Genomic DNA, 15,296 nt, shown 5'->3' on the forward strand with positions numbered 1-15,296 from the left:
TCTATTCGCTTGCCCTGCAGCGTTTTTCGCCTATGCGAGGAGCGTTTCACCATGTTAGTCAACAGCTATACCCTGCTTTCCAACGACCTCGAAGGTCGCATCCAGTCCGCCCTGGCCGCCATGCGCGCCGGCATTCCCGTCATCCTGCTCGACGATTTCGACCGTGAAAACGAAGCCGACCTGATCCTGTCGGCCGAGAAACTCACCAACGAAACCATGGCCCTCTTGATCCGCGAATGCAGCGGCATCGTCTGCCTGTGCCTGCCCACCGACGTCGTCAGCGCGCTGGAATTGCCGCCCATGTCGCCCGACAATGGCAGCCGCTACGGCACGCCATTCACGGTCTCCATCGAGGCGCGTGACGGCGTCACGACGGGCGTGTCGGCCGCCGACCGGGTCACCACCATCCGCGCCGCCATCGCGCCGAACGCCAAGCCCGCCGACCTGGTGCGCCCCGGCCACGTATTCCCCCTGCGCGCAGCGCCCGGTGGCGTGCTCGAGCGCCGTGGCCACACGGAAGGCTCGGTCGACCTGTCGCGCATGGCGGGCCTGAACCCGGCCGCCGTGCTGTGCGAGCTGATGAACCCGGACGGCAGCATGATGCGCGGCGACGATATCGAACGCTTCGCCGAGCTGCACGGCATGCCGATCCTGACCATCGAAGAACTGGTGGAATGGCGCAGCACGCGCGAGCAATAAAGCATCAGGCGTCCACGGCCTTGGGAAAATGCACGTTTCGGTAGACGAGGCCCGCCGCCAGGCCATACGCGACGGCAATCGTCGCGTAGGCCAGCGGCAAGCGCAACGACCAGTCCTGCAGCATGTGCAGGATGCTGCCGATCAGGGCCACGCCCACCAGGGCGCCAATCTGGCGGTTGGCGTTCAGGGCCGCCGCCGCGCTGTTCGCATGTTGCTTGCCGGCCACCCGCATCACGGTGGCCGTCATGGCGGGAATGGCGATGCCGATGGCCACGTTCATCACGGCCGTGCCCAGCGCCAGCCAGCCATACGGCGTGTCCGGACGCAAGCCCATCAGCAGCAAGGACATCACGGCGCCCACCAGCAAGCCCGCCAGCATGGGCAAGCGCGTGCCATGGCGCGCCGCAATACTTCCCGCCATAAAGTTCCCTACCGTGTAAGCCGCCATCATGGGCAACAGGCGCAAGCCCGACTGCAAGGCATCGGCGCCGCCAGATTGCTGCAGGAACAGGCTCAATAAAAACAGCTGGCCGAAGACGCAGAAATTGATCAAAAAGCCTACGCCATTGGCCGCGCCAAAGCTGCTGCTGTGAAACAGTTCACGCGGCAACAGCGGATGGCTGCCGCTGCGTTCACGCCGCAGCAGCTGCCAGGCCGACAGCAAGGTCAATGCCCCCGCCGCCAGCACGCCGGGCGACAGCCAGCCCAGCACCGGCCCTTCGATCAGCACGAAACTGAGGCCAGCCAGCGCCGCCACGCCCAGCGCATGGCTGAACAGCGACAAATCACGCCGCTGGCGCGCCGGTGCGGCCAGCAGCAGCTGCGCCATGACGATGGCCAGCGCGCCCAGCGGCACGTTCACCCAGAACACGCTGCGCCAGCCGAACTGGTGCACGAGAATGCCGCCGATCAGGGGGCCGGACGCGCCCGCCACGCCCACCAGTGCCGACCAGGCACCCAGCATGCGCGTGCGTTCGCGCTCGTCTTCAAAGCTGTGCGTCAGCAGGCTGAGCGAACTGGGCATGAACAGGGCCGCACCCGCGCCCTGCAGCAAGCGCGCCGCCGTCAAAAAATGCCCGTCGGGCGCGGCGCCGCACAGGATCGAGCCGAGGATGAAGACACAAAGGCCTCCCTGGTACACGGCTTTCGGCCCGTAGCGGTCGGCCAGCGCGCCGCCGGCCAGCAACAGCGCGGCAAACGTCAGCGTGTAGCCGTCGACCACCCACACCAGGCCCGTCAGCGGGATGCTCAAGTCCAGGGCGATATCGGACAGCGCCACGTTGACGGCAGTGACGTCGAGCATGGCCATGACGAAGCCGAAGGCCAGGGTCAGCAGGATCAAGCCGCTGGCGCGGTGCGGTGTGGGGGCAATCATGATATTTCCTTGCAGGGACAGGGGGCAGCCATTATGCGAGCGTTGCGTGATGCAGTAAACAGGCATAAACTCGGCGCAGCAATGCAAAAATGCATCGAGAAACCGAATAAGGAATGCCATGGATTGGGATAACGCGCGCATCTTTCTGGCCATCGGCCGCGCCGGCACCCTGCGCGGCGCGGCGGCCCTGCTGGGCATCGACCAGGCCACCTGCGGGCGCCGCCTGGCCGCGCTGGAAAGCTCGCTGGGCGCCACGCTGTTCCTGCGCACGCCGTCGGGCTACGTGCCCACGCCGGCCGGCGAACTGGCGCTGACGGCGGCCGAAGCGATGGAGCGGGCGGCCGACAAGCTGCAACGCGAGATGCAGGGCGTCGACAACCGTTTAAGCGGCCTGGTGCGCGTGGCCACCACCGACACCATGGCCAGCCATTTCGTCATCCGCGCCATGCAGCAGCTGCACGCGGCCCACCCGGACATCCGCATCGTGCTCAACGTGGCGCCTGCGCTGGCCAGCCTGACGCGGCGCGAGGCGGACCTCGCCGTGCGCGGCGTGCGCCCCACCGACCCGGACCTGATCTCGCGCCATCTGGTCAAGCGCAGCCTGGGCCTGTATGCGTCGAAAAGCTACCTGGCCGAACGGGGCGAGCCCGTGCGCGGCACGGCACTGGCCGGGCACGACATCGTCATCTACCACCAGTCCGTGACGCCGCGTCACGGGGAAAAAATTGCTGGCGAATCCGTCGCCAACGCCAGGGTCGCCATGGAAGTCAATTCGGCGGCGATGCTGCAGGAAGCCACGCGCGCAGGGCTGGGCGTGGCCGAGCTGGCCACCCACCTGGGCGATATCGACCCGCAACTGGTACGCATCTGGCCCGAGCGGGCGGAAAGCTACGACGTGTGGCTGGTCATGCATGCGGACCTGAACCGCTCTGCACGCGTGCGCGCGGCGGCCGATGCGATTATCCACAGCGTCGCCAGCGTGGCAGGCCAATAGCGAAGCGGCCAGGCACGGCGGCACGACTGGACAATCGCTTGTATCGAACGCATCCAATGTTAAGATGCCATGATGACCCTATCCGTCTCCCTCATCATCAGCCTGCGCCGCCTGCACCGGGCCACCATGGCCTGGCTGGTCAGCTGGTGGCGCATGCTGCATTTCGCCACCCTCGTGTTTTCGCTGGCCCTGTCGCCATCGAGCTATAACCGCGACAACCGCCCCATCCTCGCGCACCGCCTGGTGACGAACACGGCGCCCAATCTCGTGTGGTTCAGCGTGGCCTGCGCTCTGGTCAGCCTGGTGCTGATACGCATCGTCGTCGTCAGTGCGCAAAGCTACGGCCTGTCGCGCTATGCGCTGGAAATGGTGGTGCGCGTGCTGGTGCTGGAACTGATACCACTGACGGCTGCCCTGTTCGTGGCCTTGCGCCTGACCCTGCCCGACGGCATTGCGTTTGCGCAAATGCGCTCTTCCGGCATGCTCGATACCATGCAGCGCCAGGGCGTCGACCTGCTGCGCCGCGAGTACTTTCCGCGCGTCATGTCGGGCATCTTCGCCGTGTGGATGCTGGCCATCGTCAGCTGCGTCACCTCGCTGATCCTCGCGTATGTCACCATCTACGGTTTTACGCCGTGGGCGCTGCAAGGCTACACGCGCGTCGTCGGGCAAATCTTCAATCCGGCCGTGGCCCTGATCCTGATGCTCAAAGTCATCTTCTTCAGCTTTGCCGTGGCCCTGATCCCGCTGGCCTCTTCCTACTATCCGGAAGAACCCCACAGCCGGCGCAACCGGCTATGGGCCGCGCACGGCCTGTCCGAAATGCTGCGCCTGTTTTCCGTCATCCTGCTGATCGAAGTGGCTTCGCTGATGGGCAATTACTACTGATGCCCCGCCGCCGCCAGCGATCCCCGAACCACCCATACGAGAGCCAGAATCCATGAGCCAGAGCCAGCCCCCCAATCCCGACCAGGTCGACGTCACGGCACCCGCCGGTCTCACGCCAGATGCCGTGCTGCCCGCCCCGCCGCCCGTGCGCCACGCCGAACTGAAGGCGGCCATCCTGCTCGTCTTCATGTTCGTGCTGGTGGTCGGTTCCGTGGTCTACCTGATGTATGCGCGCGGCGCCTTCGAAGCCACGCAAACGCTGGTGCTGACGGCCGACGATTCGGACGGTGTGGGCGTGGGCGCCGACCTGACCTTTTCCGGCTTTCCCATCGGCCGCGTGCAGCGCATCGAACTGGCGCCGGACGGGCGCGCGCGCGTCATCATCGACGTGCCGCGCAAAGACGCGCACTGGCTGCGCAGCAGCTCCATCTTCACGCTCGAGCGGGGCATCGTCGGCGGCGCCAAGCTGCGCGCCTACAGCGGCATCCTGACAGACCCGCCGCTGCCCGACGACGCCACGCGCGACTTGCTGGTGGGCGACATGGCGGCGGAAATTCCGCGCCTGCTGGCCGCCGCGAAAGACTTGCTGAACAATCTGGGCAGCCTGACAGGCACCGATTCTCCGCTCGACGGCACCCTGCGCAATGTGCAGGCGGTGACCGGCAAGCTGAGCGGCCCGGGCGGCGCCATGGGCTTGCTGACGGGCGACGACAAGCAGTCGCGCCTGCTGGTCGAGCGGGCCAACGCCCTGCTGGTCACAGCCGACCAGCTGGCGCGCCGCACGGATGGCCTGGTGGCCAATGCCGACACGCGCGTCTTTGGCGACAAGGGCGTGATGACGGATGCGCAGGCCACCATCGTGCAGCTGAACGCCCTGCTGGCCGACACGCGCAACAGCCTGAAAAAAGTCGACGCCGTGCTGGTCGAGGCGCAAGCCGTGGGCGCCAACGCCAGGGCGGCGACAGCCGACCTGGGCCCGCTGCGCGCGGACGTGGAAAGCAATCTGCGCAAGGTCGAGCAGCTGGTCAATGAAATCAATCGCAAATGGCCGTTCAAGCGCAATCCGGAGATCAAACTGCCATGACAATATCCCGCCCCGCCATCGCCGCCCTGCTGTGCACCTTGCTCGCCGCCTGTTCCAGCGGACCGCCCGTGCCGGACTGGAAAATGAATGCGCAAAGTTCCGTCGAGCGGTTTCAAGCGGCTTACTTGAGTGGCAACGCGCTGGTCGAGCAGACGGAATTCCGCCGTGCCCGCAGCCAGGTGGCCGGCACGGGCAAGCTCGAGCTCGTGGCGCGCATCGAACTGCTGCGCTGCGCCGCGCGCGTGGCCAGCCTGGCCTTCGAGGACTGCGCCGGCTTCGACGCCCTGCAAGCCGATGCGACCGCCGCCGACCGCGCGTATGCGGCTTACTTGGCCGGCAAGGCGCAAGCTACTGACATCGCCCTGCTGCCGCAAGCACAGCGCGCGCCAGCCGAGGCCGGCTCGGACACGGCCGCCGCCAGCGCCGTGGCGGCCATCGATGACCCGCTGTCGCAGATGGTGGCGGCTGGCGTGCTGCTGCGCTCGGGCCGCGCCACGCCGGCGCTGCTCGATACGGCCGTGGCCACCGCTTCGGACCAGGGCTGGCGCCGCCCGCTGCTGGCGTGGCTGGGCGTGCAGCGCCTGCGCGCCGAACAGGCGGGCGACACGCAAGCGGCGCAACACATTGCGCGGCGCATGGCGATCGTCGAGCAGCCGCTGGCCCCCTGAGCGTGCCGATGGCGGCCCAAGGCAGGCGGAATCAGGCATAGTCAGGCATAATTCAGCCAGGATGGCAGCAATGCGGTGCAGGCAGCGAGGTATGACGATGCAGTTCGAGGATTTCGACCTTTCCACTCCCGATACCGGCCGGCATGGCGGCGCGGCGCCTGGCGACGAAGAGTCGGCCGCCACGGCCGTACGCCTGCAATACCTGCTCGACAATACGCCCTCCATCATCTATTGCACCGTGCCCAGCGGCGACTTCAAGATGACCTTTGTCAGCAACAATGCCTTGAACGTGCTGGGCTACCCGCCCGAAGACATGGTGGCCGACCCCAACTTCTGGTTCGACCACATCCACCCCGACGATGCGCCCGGTATTTTTTCCAGCCTGGCGCAGATCTTCGTCGAAGGCGCGCGCGCCTATGAATACCGTTTCCGCGTGCGCGACGGCAGCTATCTGTGGATGCACGACAGTCTGCGCCTGGTGCGCGACGAGCATGGCGTGCCGTTCGAGGTGATCGGCTCGCTGACGGACATCACGGAACGCAAGCGCATGGAAGCGATGCTGCAGGCGCGCGGCGAAGAACAGCAACTACTGATCAGCAAGTTGCAGGAAGCGCACGACCAGCTGCTGCAATCGGAAAAAATGGCCTCCATCGGCCAGCTGGCAGCCGGCATCGCGCATGAAATCAACAACCCGATCGGCTTCGTCAATTCCAACATGAGTTCGCTGCAAGGCTATGTCGGCACCCTGTTCGGCGTCATCGGGCAATATGAAGCGGCGATGCGCGAGACGCCCGACGGCCCTGCCCTGGCCGCACGCGTGGCCGAGGTGCGCGCGCAGGCAGACCTGATCTTCCTGCAGGACGACATGGTGGACCTGGTGCGCGAATCGATGGATGGCTTGAAGCGCGTGCGCGACATCGTGCAGGCGCTGAAGGATTTTTCCCATGTGGGCGAGACGGACTGGCAAGTGGCCAGCCTGCACGCGGGCCTGGACAGTACCCTGAATATCGTCGCCAACGAATTGAAATACAAGGCGCGCATCGAGAAACAGTATGGCGAACTGCCGCCGATACTGTGCCTGGCGTCGCAGCTGAACCAGGTGTTCATGAACCTGCTCGTCAACGCGGGCCAGGCCATCAGCAGCGACGGCGTGATCAGCATCCGCACGGGCCACGCGGGCGACTGGGTGTGGGTGGAAATCGGCGACACGGGCGCCGGCATCCCACCGGAGCACCTGAACCGCATCTTCGAGCCATTCTTTACTACCAAGGCCGTGGGCAGCGGCACGGGCCTGGGGCTGTCGCTGTCGTACGGCATCGTCAACAAGCATGGCGGGCGCATCGAGGTGGCGTCCGAAGTGGGCCAGGGCACGCGCTTTACCGTGCACCTGCCGCTGCAGCCGCCCACCGCCACGAACGCCTAGGCTTCCTTGACGGGCGCGTACACGCGAATGCTCAGGCGCCCGCCATTCTTGCCTTCGAAATCGAGCAGCTGGGCAATCACGCGGGCCGTCAGCACGTGTTCGGCCGCCAGCAGCATCAGGCCATCGCGGCTGATCAGGTCGCGAGAAAGCGTCATGCCAGGCTCCAGCTGGCCCGACAGCACGGTCAGGTCGCGTGCCGGCGGCTCCGTCTCTTCCATGATGCTGCGGAAAGCAGCCACCACGGCCGGGTCGTAGCGCTTGCCGACGCTGTCGTAGATCAGGGTGCGCGCTTCGTCGGCGCGCAGGCTGCGCTGCACCATGGCGCCGATCTGCAAGCCGTCGTAGTCGGACGCCAGCGCCAGGATGCGCGCGCCCAGCGGAATGGCCAGGCCCACCATGCCATCGGGAAAGCCGCCACCGTCGAAGCGCTCCAGCTGCGAGCGCAGGATGACGGAGACGGCGCGCAACTCGTCGAGCGCCATCAATAATTGTTCGGCGCGCAGCGGATGCTTGCGGAAGGCGGCCAGCTGCTCGCCCGACCAGGCGCTGGCCGGCAGTTCCAGCACATCGTCGCTCAGGCTGAGCTTGCCAATATCCTTGAGCAGGGCCGCGATGAACACGTCGCGCGCTTCCTGCCCTTCCAGGCCCAGCGCCTGCGCCAGCTTGCGCGACAGCTCGGCCACCCGCCGCGCATGGCCGACGAGCTTGCCGCCGCGCATCTCGATCAGGTTGGAAAACACCTTGATCGTCGTCACGAACGTGGCCTTCAGGCGCTCATTGGCCGCCTGCACCTCGTCGTGCGACTGTTTCAGCTGCTGCGTGCGGGTAGCCACCTTCGCTTCCAGGCTGGCGTTGAGCGCCTGCAGCTGCACGTTCTGGCTGGCCGTCAGCGCTTCCAGGCGCAGTTTTTCCTGTTCCAGCGCGCGCCGTTCCAGCGCGTGGCGCACCACCAGCACGATATCGTTCTCGTCCCAGGGCTTGGTCACGTAGCGGTAGATTTCGCCCTGGTTGATGGCGTCGAGGATGGACTGGATATCGGCATAGCCGGTCAGCAGCAAGCGCATGGTGCCGGGCCAGCGCTGGCGCACCTGGGCCAGGAACTGCGCACCATCCATCTGCGGCATGCGCATGTCGGAGATGACCAGGTCCACCGTCTCGCTCTCGAGCAGGGCCAGGCCCGCCGCGCCGCCGTCGGCCGTCAGCACGCGGTAGCCGTGCGGGCGGAACAGACGCCGCAGCGACGAGAGGATATTCGGTTCGTCATCGACGCACAGGATGGTCGGCGGCGCGGCCGCGGTGCTGGCGCTGGTGCTGGTACTGGTGCTCATGCTGTCCTGTTCGGTCATGGTATGGCGGCCTGCGCCTGGCGCACGGGCAAGGTGATGCGGAAGGTGGTGCCGCGGCCGATGACGCTGCGCACGTCGATGCGGCCGTGGTGCTTTTGCACCGTGGTGTAGGCCAGCGACAGGCCCAGCCCCGTGCCCTTGCCGACGGCCTTGGTGGTAAAGAACGGATCGAAGATGCGCGACAGGTGTTCGGGCGCGATGCCGCCGCCCGTGTCCTCGACCTCGATCCACACTTCCGTCGTATTATCGCTGCCCGTGCGCAAGGTGATGCGTCCGTGCTCCTCGCCCATGGCGTGGGCCGCGTTGACGACCAGGTTCATGATCACCTGGTTCAGTTCGGAAGGCTGGCATTCGATATCGGGAATGTCGCCATATTCGCGCACCACGTCGGCCTTGTACTTGACCTCGTTATTCACGATATTGAGCGTGGTATCGATGCCCTGGCGCAGGTCGGCCCAGACCCACTCCTGGTGTGCATCCGTGCGCGAAAAATCCTTCAGGTCCTGCACGATGCGGCGCACGCGCGAAATGCCTTCCTTCGACTCGCCCATCAGCAGCGGTATGTCGGTGCGCAGGAAGTCCAGGTCGATCTGTTCGCGCAAGGCGCGCAGGCGCGCCGCCACCACGGCGTCGGCCACGGCCGGCTCGGCTTCCTCGTAGGCGTCGAGCATGGAAAACAGATCGTCCAGGTAGCCTTCCAGCGTGCCGAAATTCGAAAATACATAGCCGATGGGATTGTTGATCTCGTGCGCCACGCCGGCGGCCAGCTGGCCGATCGAGGCCAGCTTTTCCGACTGCAGCAGCTTTTGCTGGGCCAGCGACAGCTTGCTGTTCAATTCCGTCAGGGCCAGGTTACGCTCGCGCAATTCCAGATCGGCGATCTGGCGCTGACGGATATCGTCGGCCAGGCGCTCGTTCATTTCGGCCAGCTGGGCCGTGCGCTTGGCCACCAGGTGTTCCAGGTTGTCGTGCGCCTTGCGCAGCGCCAGTTCGGCCAGGCGCCGTTCGCTCACATCGCGCAGGGTTTCGATGGCGCCCACCAGACGTCCCTGGCGGTCGCGCAGGGGCGCCGCCGTGAAATGCAGCCAGTGGCCGTCAGGGCCGATATCGGCAAAGAAATCCTCGGCCTCGTAAGCGCCGGGAATCACGGGGGAGCGCTTCAGCTTGCCAAGGTAAAGGTCATTTTCACCGAGCGCGATATCGTCGGCCACCAGCAGATCGGCCAGGCAGGCGCGCGGCTGCGGATAAAACGCCTTCCAGTGCTCGCGCGTGCCGACCATCTCGGCGGCCGTATAGCCCAGCAACTGTTCGCAGGCGCTGTTCCAGTGCGTCACCACATGGTCAGTATCGATGGCGAAGGTGGCCACGGGATGGCCGTCGAAGAACGCCGATAACGCGATGGAGTCGGTCTGACGGCGTTCCGGCGTGGCGGGCAGTGCCTTTCCTGCGTCTGTTTCCATGGCCTCTTTCCTGTTCATGCCAGCATGATCCGCGACATTTCATCGAAGGTGTGTTCAGTTTGCTCCAGCAGCGCCAGCCAGGCCGGCTCGTCCAGCGCGATGCTGCGCCAGCCCGTGGGCGACAGGGGCGGCACCAGCGCATCGTCGACGCCGGCCAGGTCGAGCGCCAGGGCGACGGCGTTGGCCATGTGCACGGCCAGCGGCAAGCCGCCCGCCTCCAGGCGGTCGATGGTGTGGTGGTCGGCCACCGCCTGCTGTATCGCCTCGGGAAACTTCCAGTAGGCGGCCAGGGCGCTGCCCACCTGCGCGTGATCGATGCCGATGACGGCCAGTTCGGCCTCGGCCATCTGGCAGTCATGCGCCTGGCGGTAGCTGCGCACGAGCGCGTGCTCGGCCGGGAAGCGCGTCACCAGCACCAGCGTGCCCAGGTCGTGCAACAAGCCGGCCGTGAACGCCGTCTCGGGATTGACGCGCAAGTGCGGCGCCAGCAGGCGCGCGGCGATGGCCGTGGCCAGCGAGTGACGCCAGAACGCCTTGAAATCGAAGCCGCCGGCCACGGGCGCGAAGCTGCCCGTCAGGGCGCAGGCCGTGACGACGGTGCGGATGCTGTGAAAGCCCAGCACGGAAACGGCTTGCGGAATACTGGTGACCTTCGATTGCATGCCGTAGAACGAGGAGTTGGCGATGCGCAAGGTCTTTGCCGCCAGGGCCTGGTCCAGCTCGATCTTTTGCGCCAGCACATGCACATCCGTGTCGTCCTGGTCCATGCTCGACAGCAGCTCCAGCACCACCACCGGCAGCGACGGCAATTCCTGTATCTGGCGAATGATGTGTTCAAAATTAAGCCGATTCATGCCGCCCCCCCTTGCCGGTAGCGCTGCAGCAGCGCCAGCAGTTCCGCCCCGGCGGAATCGGGCGGCGTGGCGCGAAACAGCACGGCCAGCCGTTCCAGGCGGCGCAAGCGTTCCTGCTCGGCATGCGCCTGCGCGGCGGGGTCCGGCGCCTCGTCCATGACGACATGGCAGCGCTCTACATTGCGCCTGCGCAAAGCTGTCAGGCTGGCCGCCGTCAGCGTGGCGCCCCGGGCCAGCAGCACGGCGCCGCTGGCGTCGCTCAACGCCTGCGCCAGCACCATGCCTTCCTGCGCCTGCTCCATGGAAATCTCGCGTCCGCTTTCACTCATGTATCGGCTCCATGACGACTCAGGGTGACCAGGCTGCCGCGCGAGCGCGAATGCAAGCCCATGGGATGGACTGCCACGACATACGGCTGACCGTTGATGGCGACCAGGCGGGGCGTGTCCTGCCCGTCGAACAGTTGCGGCAAGACCAGCGCCGCCTCGTTGCCCAGCAGGGTCGCGCCCCGCTCGAACAGGTTGGCTGCCGACGCGTTGATGAAAGCGATCATGCCTTCGTCGTCGAGCCCGATCACGGGCAGCGGCAGAAATTGCAGTACTTCGCGCGCGATGCCCAGGCTGACTTCATCGCGGCTGATCTGGTGCTGCTGCTGGCTCACCAGCGCCTGCATGGCGGCATTGGCCGCCGCCAGCGCCTGGTTGGCGTCGCGCAGTTGCGCATTCAGACGCACATTGTCGTCGTCGATGCCCTTCAGTCGAAAGGCTTCGGCGATATGCTCGCGCAGTTGATGGTCTTCCCAGGGCTTGGTGAGGAACTTGAAGATGGCGCCCTCGTTGACGGCGTCCGTGACGGCCTGCAACTCGGTATAGCCCGACAACATGATGCGGATGGTTTGCGGACACAGCAGCTTGGCCTTGCGCAGGAAGTCGGCGCCTAGCATGCCGGGCATGCGCTGGTCCGACACAATCACGTCGACCGCATTGCTGGCCAGCACGTCCAGTCCTTCCTGGCCGCTGTTGGCCGTGAGGATATGGTAGGCATCGCGCCGCAGCAGGCGCTTGAGGGAAGCGAGGATATTCGGCTCGTCATCGACCAGCAGCAAGGTGCGCCGCTGCGCCGCAGGCTGCTGTACGGCATCCGCCGCCAGCACCGCAGTACCCGGCATACCATGCTCGTCGTGCAAATCCATCGGACCATCCTCTCATCGCCAAGGCGATATGGACGCTTGCCTGGAGCGGGAATCTGCCGCGCAGCATCATCTTGCGCGGCAATCGGCTTGCGCTAAAATTATACGACTAAATATTCCCGTATGACACTAATCCCGCACTTATCCGGCACTTATTCGGCACTTATTCGGCACTTATCCGTGCCGCGCCGGGCAAGGCGTGTCGCGGTAAAACACAAAGCCGCCCAGACCGATGGCCTTGGTGTCGGCATTCACGCCATAGACCAGCGTATTCTTGTCCGCCTCGATGCGCAGCAGATTCTGGTGCTGCACGATTTGCGCGTGCGACAGCTCCAACGAGGGCGTCGGCGCCAGCGCCAGGCGCAATTCGCCCCTGCCGGCGTCATACGCCCAACGGCCGGGGTTATAGAAAGCGAAGCCGCCGTCGAAACGCAGGCTGCCATCCTTGAACTGGGTCAGGCAAATACCGGGAAATTCGCTGGGCGGGTTGTACCAGGTGGCGGCCACGGCGGCATCAGCCGCTGTCTTGCCCGGCATCTGCATGCCGTTCGTGCCATTGTTCCCGCCCATGCCGGCGCAAGCAGTCAGCGCCAGCGCGCAAGCCAGTGCGCCCGCGCGCGTGATGAATGTCATGTGCATTCCCATCCCCTTGCTTTATAGAAACACAATCTTAGTCCGGGAAACCTGGCTGTTCAAGCGGCCAGCGCACATAAGGGGGATTTAATTGCCCCCGACCGCTTTTGCCGCCATGGCAGCCGCTTCGCGCAATTTATCCTTTTTGCTTTTGCGCGCGCCCTTCACGCCGCCGTTCACCGTGTCCGTGACGGCGCTTACCGGCGCGGGCAGTTCCGTCGGTTCGAAACCGGCCACCACTTCGCGCACGATGCGCAAGTCATTGCGGTTTTCGATCAGGCGGAAATGCGCTTCCGTATCGGCCGTGACGAAACTGATGGCCGTGCCGCTTTCGCCCGCGCGGCCCGTGCGGCCGATGCGGTGCGTGTAGTCGACGGCCGAGCGGGGCAAGTCGTAATTGACGACGGCCGGCAGGCCGGCGATGTCGATGCCGCGCGCGGCCACGTCGGTGGCGACCAGCACCTGCAAGCGTCCCGCCTTGAAGTCGGCCAGCAGCTGGCTGCGCGTACCCTGGCTGAATTCGCCGTGGAAGGCGCCCACATGCAGGCCCGCGCGCTGCAGCTTGTCGGCCACATGTTCGGCCGCATACTTGGTGGCGACGAACACCAGCACGCGATCCCACTGCTGCTGCAGGATCAGGTAGCGCAGCAGCTGCGTGCGGCGCGGCACGTCGACCGTGATGGCGCGCTGCACGATGTCGGGCTTGTCCTGCGGTTCGGACGCCACTTCGATGCGCACGGGTTCCTTGAGCAGGCTGTCGGCCAGCGCCTGCACACTGTCGGGAAAGGTGGCGGAAAAGAACAGGTTTTGCCGCTTCGCCGGCAGCAGCGCCAGGATGGCGTTGATTTCTTCGCTAAAACCCATGTCGAGCAAACGATCGGCCTCGTCGAGCACGCACAGCGACACACCGCCCAGTTTCACGGCATTTTGCCGCACCAGGTCCAGCAAGCGGCCCGGCGTAGCGACGACGATATCGGCGCCGCCGCGCAAGTCCATCATCTGCGGATTGATCGAGACGCCGCCGAACAGCACGGAAATCTTCAGTTTGATCGGCAACGGCTTGGCCAGCGCGTGCACCGTCTGCCCCACTTGCGCGGCCAGCTCGCGCGTGGGCACGAGGATCAGCGCGCGCACCTGGCGCGGGCCGGCAGCGGGTGCCATCAGCGCCTGCAGCAGCGGCAGCGCGTAGGCGGCCGTCTTGCCGGAACCCGTCTGCGCCGCGCCCAGCACGTCGCTGCCGCGCAGGATGGCGGGAATGGCGGCAGCCTGGATGGCCGTCGGCGCGGCATAGCCGGCCTTGTCAACGGCACGGACCAGGGCGGGAATCAGACCCAGTGAGGAAAATGGCATAGCGGGCCTTCTTTATTCGTAAAGTGAGACCGGCCGCGAAAGGCGGCCGGTCGGAATTGCGACAGTATAAGGCAGACCGCTACTGGCGTGGCATTTGCAGCTTCGGATGGCCCGTTTCATCGTAGCCCGGCATGCCACGGCGGATCGCGTGCGAAAAGTCCGCATCGTCATTCGCCGCCCGCGCACGCGCCGTGACGTGGCCCCCTGTACGCAGCTGCTCGAAGCTCTGGCCGGGCACCAGGCCCTTGACGTCGAACAGATAGCGGTCCAGGTAGCCCGAGGCCAGCAGGCGGTAGTCGAACGGCAGGCCCGGCACGATGCGGCGCACCATCTCGAAGACGATGGTGGTGCAGTTGGCCGTCAGGGTGTTGTAGAACTGCGGCTTGGCCTTCAGCGCCTGCGCTTCGTCCAGGTAGGCCAGGAACAGCGAACGCATGGCCGCTTTCGGCATCATCACGCGGTACAGATGCATGTCCTCGCCGCGCGCATTCGTGCGCACGCGCAGGATGTCGCGCTCGTCGGCGGCGATCAGACTCATCTCGAAATGCTTGAAGAAGCCGCCGATGGCGGAAAAGCTCTCGCCCTTTTCCTTGCGGATCTCGATGGAAAACGTCAAAAAGCGCCCGTCGGCAAAGCCGAAGGAAATCAGGGTATGCGCGATGTAGGGCCCCGTCCAGTACGACAGCGCCGTGTCCACCGTGCGCAGCTCGTCGAGGTCGTAGCTGCGCTGTTCCCACTTGACCGTGTAATCGTCATCGCTGCGCCAGTCGAAATTGCGCACATTGTCCAGCGTGACCCGATTGCCCGCCACCTTGCCCGTGACATTGCGCGCCACGTCGTCGGCCCACACGCGCTGCTGCTTCGGCGTGATCAGGCTCCACCACAGGAGCAGCAGGATAAAACCGGCCGCATACGGCAGCAGCACGCGCACATCGCCGCGCGTCCACCACAGCACCACGCTGGCCACGCCCAGCGCGCCCCACAGCAGCGCGCCGATGGCTTGCGCCGCCGTGCCGCCGGACAGCTGGTACCACAGCGCCAGCGCGCCCCACAGTGCGGTCAACAGAAGAATCAGGGAAACGGCCATTTTGCCGAGGGTGGCCAGCACGGAGCGGGCACGCAGTGATAAGAAAGTCATGCCCTGATTATAAGGGCTAGCGCAGGAACAGGTGCGTCCGAGCAAGTACTGCTGCAACAGGCCGTGGCAGCAAAAGCATTGCTTGCCTGTCAATTTACTTCATGAGAGCATGTTGTCCAAATAAATTGTATAGGCAAGGCGCCCTGTTACCACAGCGATGCCTTGCCATCCCAGGAGATGCCTTGCAGCCCCCTT

At 65.5% G+C, this 15,296-nt stretch carries 15 protein-coding genes; 6 read left to right on the forward strand and 9 right to left on the reverse strand.

Features of this window, described 5'->3' with window-relative positions; all coding sequences use genetic code 11:
• Positions 1–51 precede the first annotated feature (51 nt).
• Entirely contained in the window at positions 52–699 is a 648-nt protein-coding gene (ribB, locus tag FJQ89_RS09915; protein WP_141170056.1) for a 3,4-dihydroxy-2-butanone-4-phosphate synthase, read from the forward strand.
• 4 nt (positions 700–703) lie between these two features.
• Here the strand turns inward: ribB and FJQ89_RS09920 are convergent, their stop codons facing one another.
• Entirely contained in the window at positions 704–2,074 is a 1,371-nt protein-coding gene (locus tag FJQ89_RS09920) for an MFS transporter (RefSeq protein ID WP_141170057.1), read from the reverse strand.
• 118 nt (positions 2,075–2,192) lie between these two features.
• On the opposite strand from FJQ89_RS09920, the gene FJQ89_RS09925 reads away from it, so the two are divergent.
• From FJQ89_RS09925 to FJQ89_RS09945, 5 genes are all read left to right on the forward strand, one after another.
• Entirely contained in the window at positions 2,193–3,068 is an 876-nt protein-coding gene (locus FJQ89_RS09925) for a LysR family transcriptional regulator (RefSeq protein ID WP_141170058.1), read from the forward strand.
• A gap of 69 nt (positions 3,069–3,137) precedes the next feature.
• On the forward strand, positions 3,138–3,956 hold the full coding sequence (locus tag FJQ89_RS09930) for an MlaE family ABC transporter permease (RefSeq protein ID WP_423245199.1): 819 nt from the start codon (positions 3,138–3,140) through the stop codon (positions 3,954–3,956).
• A 52-nt stretch (positions 3,957–4,008) separates the two neighbouring features.
• Positions 4,009–5,040, forward strand: a complete 1,032-nt coding sequence (locus FJQ89_RS09935; protein ID WP_141170059.1) for an MlaD family protein — start codon at positions 4,009–4,011, stop codon at positions 5,038–5,040.
• Positions 5,037–5,708: a hypothetical protein gene (locus FJQ89_RS09940; protein ID WP_141170060.1), complete on the forward strand. Its 672-nt coding sequence runs from the start codon at positions 5,037–5,039 to the stop codon at positions 5,706–5,708. Before FJQ89_RS09935 ends, FJQ89_RS09940 begins: the two co-directional genes overlap by 4 nt.
• A 97-nt stretch (positions 5,709–5,805) precedes the next feature.
• Positions 5,806–7,131 carry an ATP-binding protein gene (locus tag FJQ89_RS09945; protein WP_423245212.1) on the forward strand — a complete coding sequence of 442 codons (1,326 nt, stop codon included), beginning with the start codon at positions 5,806–5,808 and terminating at the stop codon, positions 7,129–7,131.
• Here the strand turns inward: FJQ89_RS09945 and nosR are convergent.
• From nosR to FJQ89_RS09985, 8 genes are all read right to left on the reverse strand, one after another.
• Positions 7,128–8,459, reverse strand: a complete 1,332-nt coding sequence (nosR, locus tag FJQ89_RS09950) for a response regulator c-di-GMP phosphodiesterase, NosR family (protein WP_141170062.1) — start codon at positions 8,457–8,459, stop codon at positions 7,128–7,130. The genes FJQ89_RS09945 and nosR overlap by 4 nt on opposite strands.
• A 14-nt stretch (positions 8,460–8,473) precedes the next feature.
• Positions 8,474–9,937: an ATP-binding protein gene (locus FJQ89_RS09955; RefSeq protein ID WP_141170063.1), complete on the reverse strand. Its 1,464-nt coding sequence runs from the start codon at positions 9,935–9,937 to the stop codon at positions 8,474–8,476.
• A gap of 14 nt (positions 9,938–9,951) precedes the next feature.
• Positions 9,952–10,791, reverse strand: coding sequence for an HDOD domain-containing protein (locus FJQ89_RS09960; RefSeq protein WP_141170064.1), 840 nt, complete (start codon positions 10,789–10,791; stop codon positions 9,952–9,954).
• The gene (locus tag FJQ89_RS09965; RefSeq protein ID WP_071076449.1) at positions 10,788–11,120 is read right to left on the reverse strand and encodes a hypothetical protein; all 333 of its coding nucleotides are present in this window, start codon (positions 11,118–11,120) and stop codon (positions 10,788–10,790) included. Before FJQ89_RS09965 ends, FJQ89_RS09960 begins: the two co-directional genes overlap by 4 nt.
• The gene (locus FJQ89_RS09970) at positions 11,117–11,959 is read right to left on the reverse strand and encodes a response regulator (RefSeq protein ID WP_243136500.1); all 843 of its coding nucleotides are present in this window, start codon (positions 11,957–11,959) and stop codon (positions 11,117–11,119) included. The genes FJQ89_RS09965 and FJQ89_RS09970 overlap by 4 nt, the downstream gene beginning before the upstream one ends.
• Positions 11,960–12,154: 195 nt before the next feature.
• Entirely contained in the window at positions 12,155–12,613 is a 459-nt protein-coding gene (locus FJQ89_RS09975) for a hypothetical protein (protein WP_141170066.1), read from the reverse strand.
• Between the two features lie 87 nt (positions 12,614–12,700).
• Positions 12,701–13,963 carry a DEAD/DEAH box helicase gene (locus tag FJQ89_RS09980; protein WP_141170067.1) on the reverse strand — a complete coding sequence of 421 codons (1,263 nt, stop codon included), beginning with the start codon at positions 13,961–13,963 and terminating at the stop codon, positions 12,701–12,703.
• Between the two features lie 79 nt (positions 13,964–14,042).
• A complete protein-coding gene (locus FJQ89_RS09985) occupies positions 14,043–15,101 on the reverse strand; it encodes an Lnb N-terminal periplasmic domain-containing protein (RefSeq protein WP_168208428.1) in 1,059 nt (352 codons plus the stop codon).
• Positions 15,102–15,296 lie beyond the last annotated feature (195 nt).

Source organism: Janthinobacterium tructae (assembly GCF_006517255.1).
Lineage (GTDB): Bacteria > Pseudomonadota > Gammaproteobacteria > Burkholderiales > Burkholderiaceae_D > Janthinobacterium > Janthinobacterium tructae.

Excerpts from the sequence above, each read along its gene's own strand:
- FJQ89_RS09965 (WP_071076449.1), bottom strand. The coding sequence starts at position 11,120 with ATGAGTGAAAGCGGACGCGAGATTTCCATGGAGCAGGCGCAGGAAGGC.
- FJQ89_RS09975 (WP_141170066.1), bottom strand. The coding sequence starts at position 12,613 with ATGACATTCATCACGCGCGCGGGCGCACTGGCTTGCGCGCTGGCGCTG.
- FJQ89_RS09920 (WP_141170057.1), bottom strand. The coding sequence starts at position 2,074 with ATGATTGCCCCCACACCGCACCGCGCCAGCGGCTTGATCCTGCTGACC.
- FJQ89_RS09935 (WP_141170059.1), top strand. The coding sequence starts at position 4,009 with ATGAGCCAGAGCCAGCCCCCCAATCCCGACCAGGTCGACGTCACGGCA.
- FJQ89_RS09985 (WP_168208428.1), bottom strand. The coding sequence starts at position 15,101 with ATGACTTTCTTATCACTGCGTGCCCGCTCCGTGCTGGCCACCCTCGGC.
- FJQ89_RS09955 (WP_141170063.1), bottom strand. The coding sequence starts at position 9,937 with ATGGAAACAGACGCAGGAAAGGCACTGCCCGCCACGCCGGAACGCCGT.
- FJQ89_RS09930 (WP_423245199.1), top strand. The coding sequence starts at position 3,138 with ATGATGACCCTATCCGTCTCCCTCATCATCAGCCTGCGCCGCCTGCAC.
- ribB (WP_141170056.1), top strand. The coding sequence starts at position 52 with ATGTTAGTCAACAGCTATACCCTGCTTTCCAACGACCTCGAAGGTCGC.
- FJQ89_RS09945 (WP_423245212.1), top strand. The coding sequence starts at position 5,806 with ATGCAGTTCGAGGATTTCGACCTTTCCACTCCCGATACCGGCCGGCAT.
- FJQ89_RS09960 (WP_141170064.1), bottom strand. The coding sequence starts at position 10,791 with ATGAATCGGCTTAATTTTGAACACATCATTCGCCAGATACAGGAATTG.
- FJQ89_RS09980 (WP_141170067.1), bottom strand. The coding sequence starts at position 13,963 with ATGCCATTTTCCTCACTGGGTCTGATTCCCGCCCTGGTCCGTGCCGTT.
- nosR (WP_141170062.1), bottom strand. The coding sequence starts at position 8,459 with ATGAGCACCAGTACCAGCACCAGCGCCAGCACCGCGGCCGCGCCGCCG.
- FJQ89_RS09970 (WP_243136500.1), bottom strand. The coding sequence starts at position 11,959 with ATGCCGGGTACTGCGGTGCTGGCGGCGGATGCCGTACAGCAGCCTGCG.
- FJQ89_RS09940 (WP_141170060.1), top strand. The coding sequence starts at position 5,037 with ATGACAATATCCCGCCCCGCCATCGCCGCCCTGCTGTGCACCTTGCTC.
- FJQ89_RS09925 (WP_141170058.1), top strand. The coding sequence starts at position 2,193 with ATGGATTGGGATAACGCGCGCATCTTTCTGGCCATCGGCCGCGCCGGC.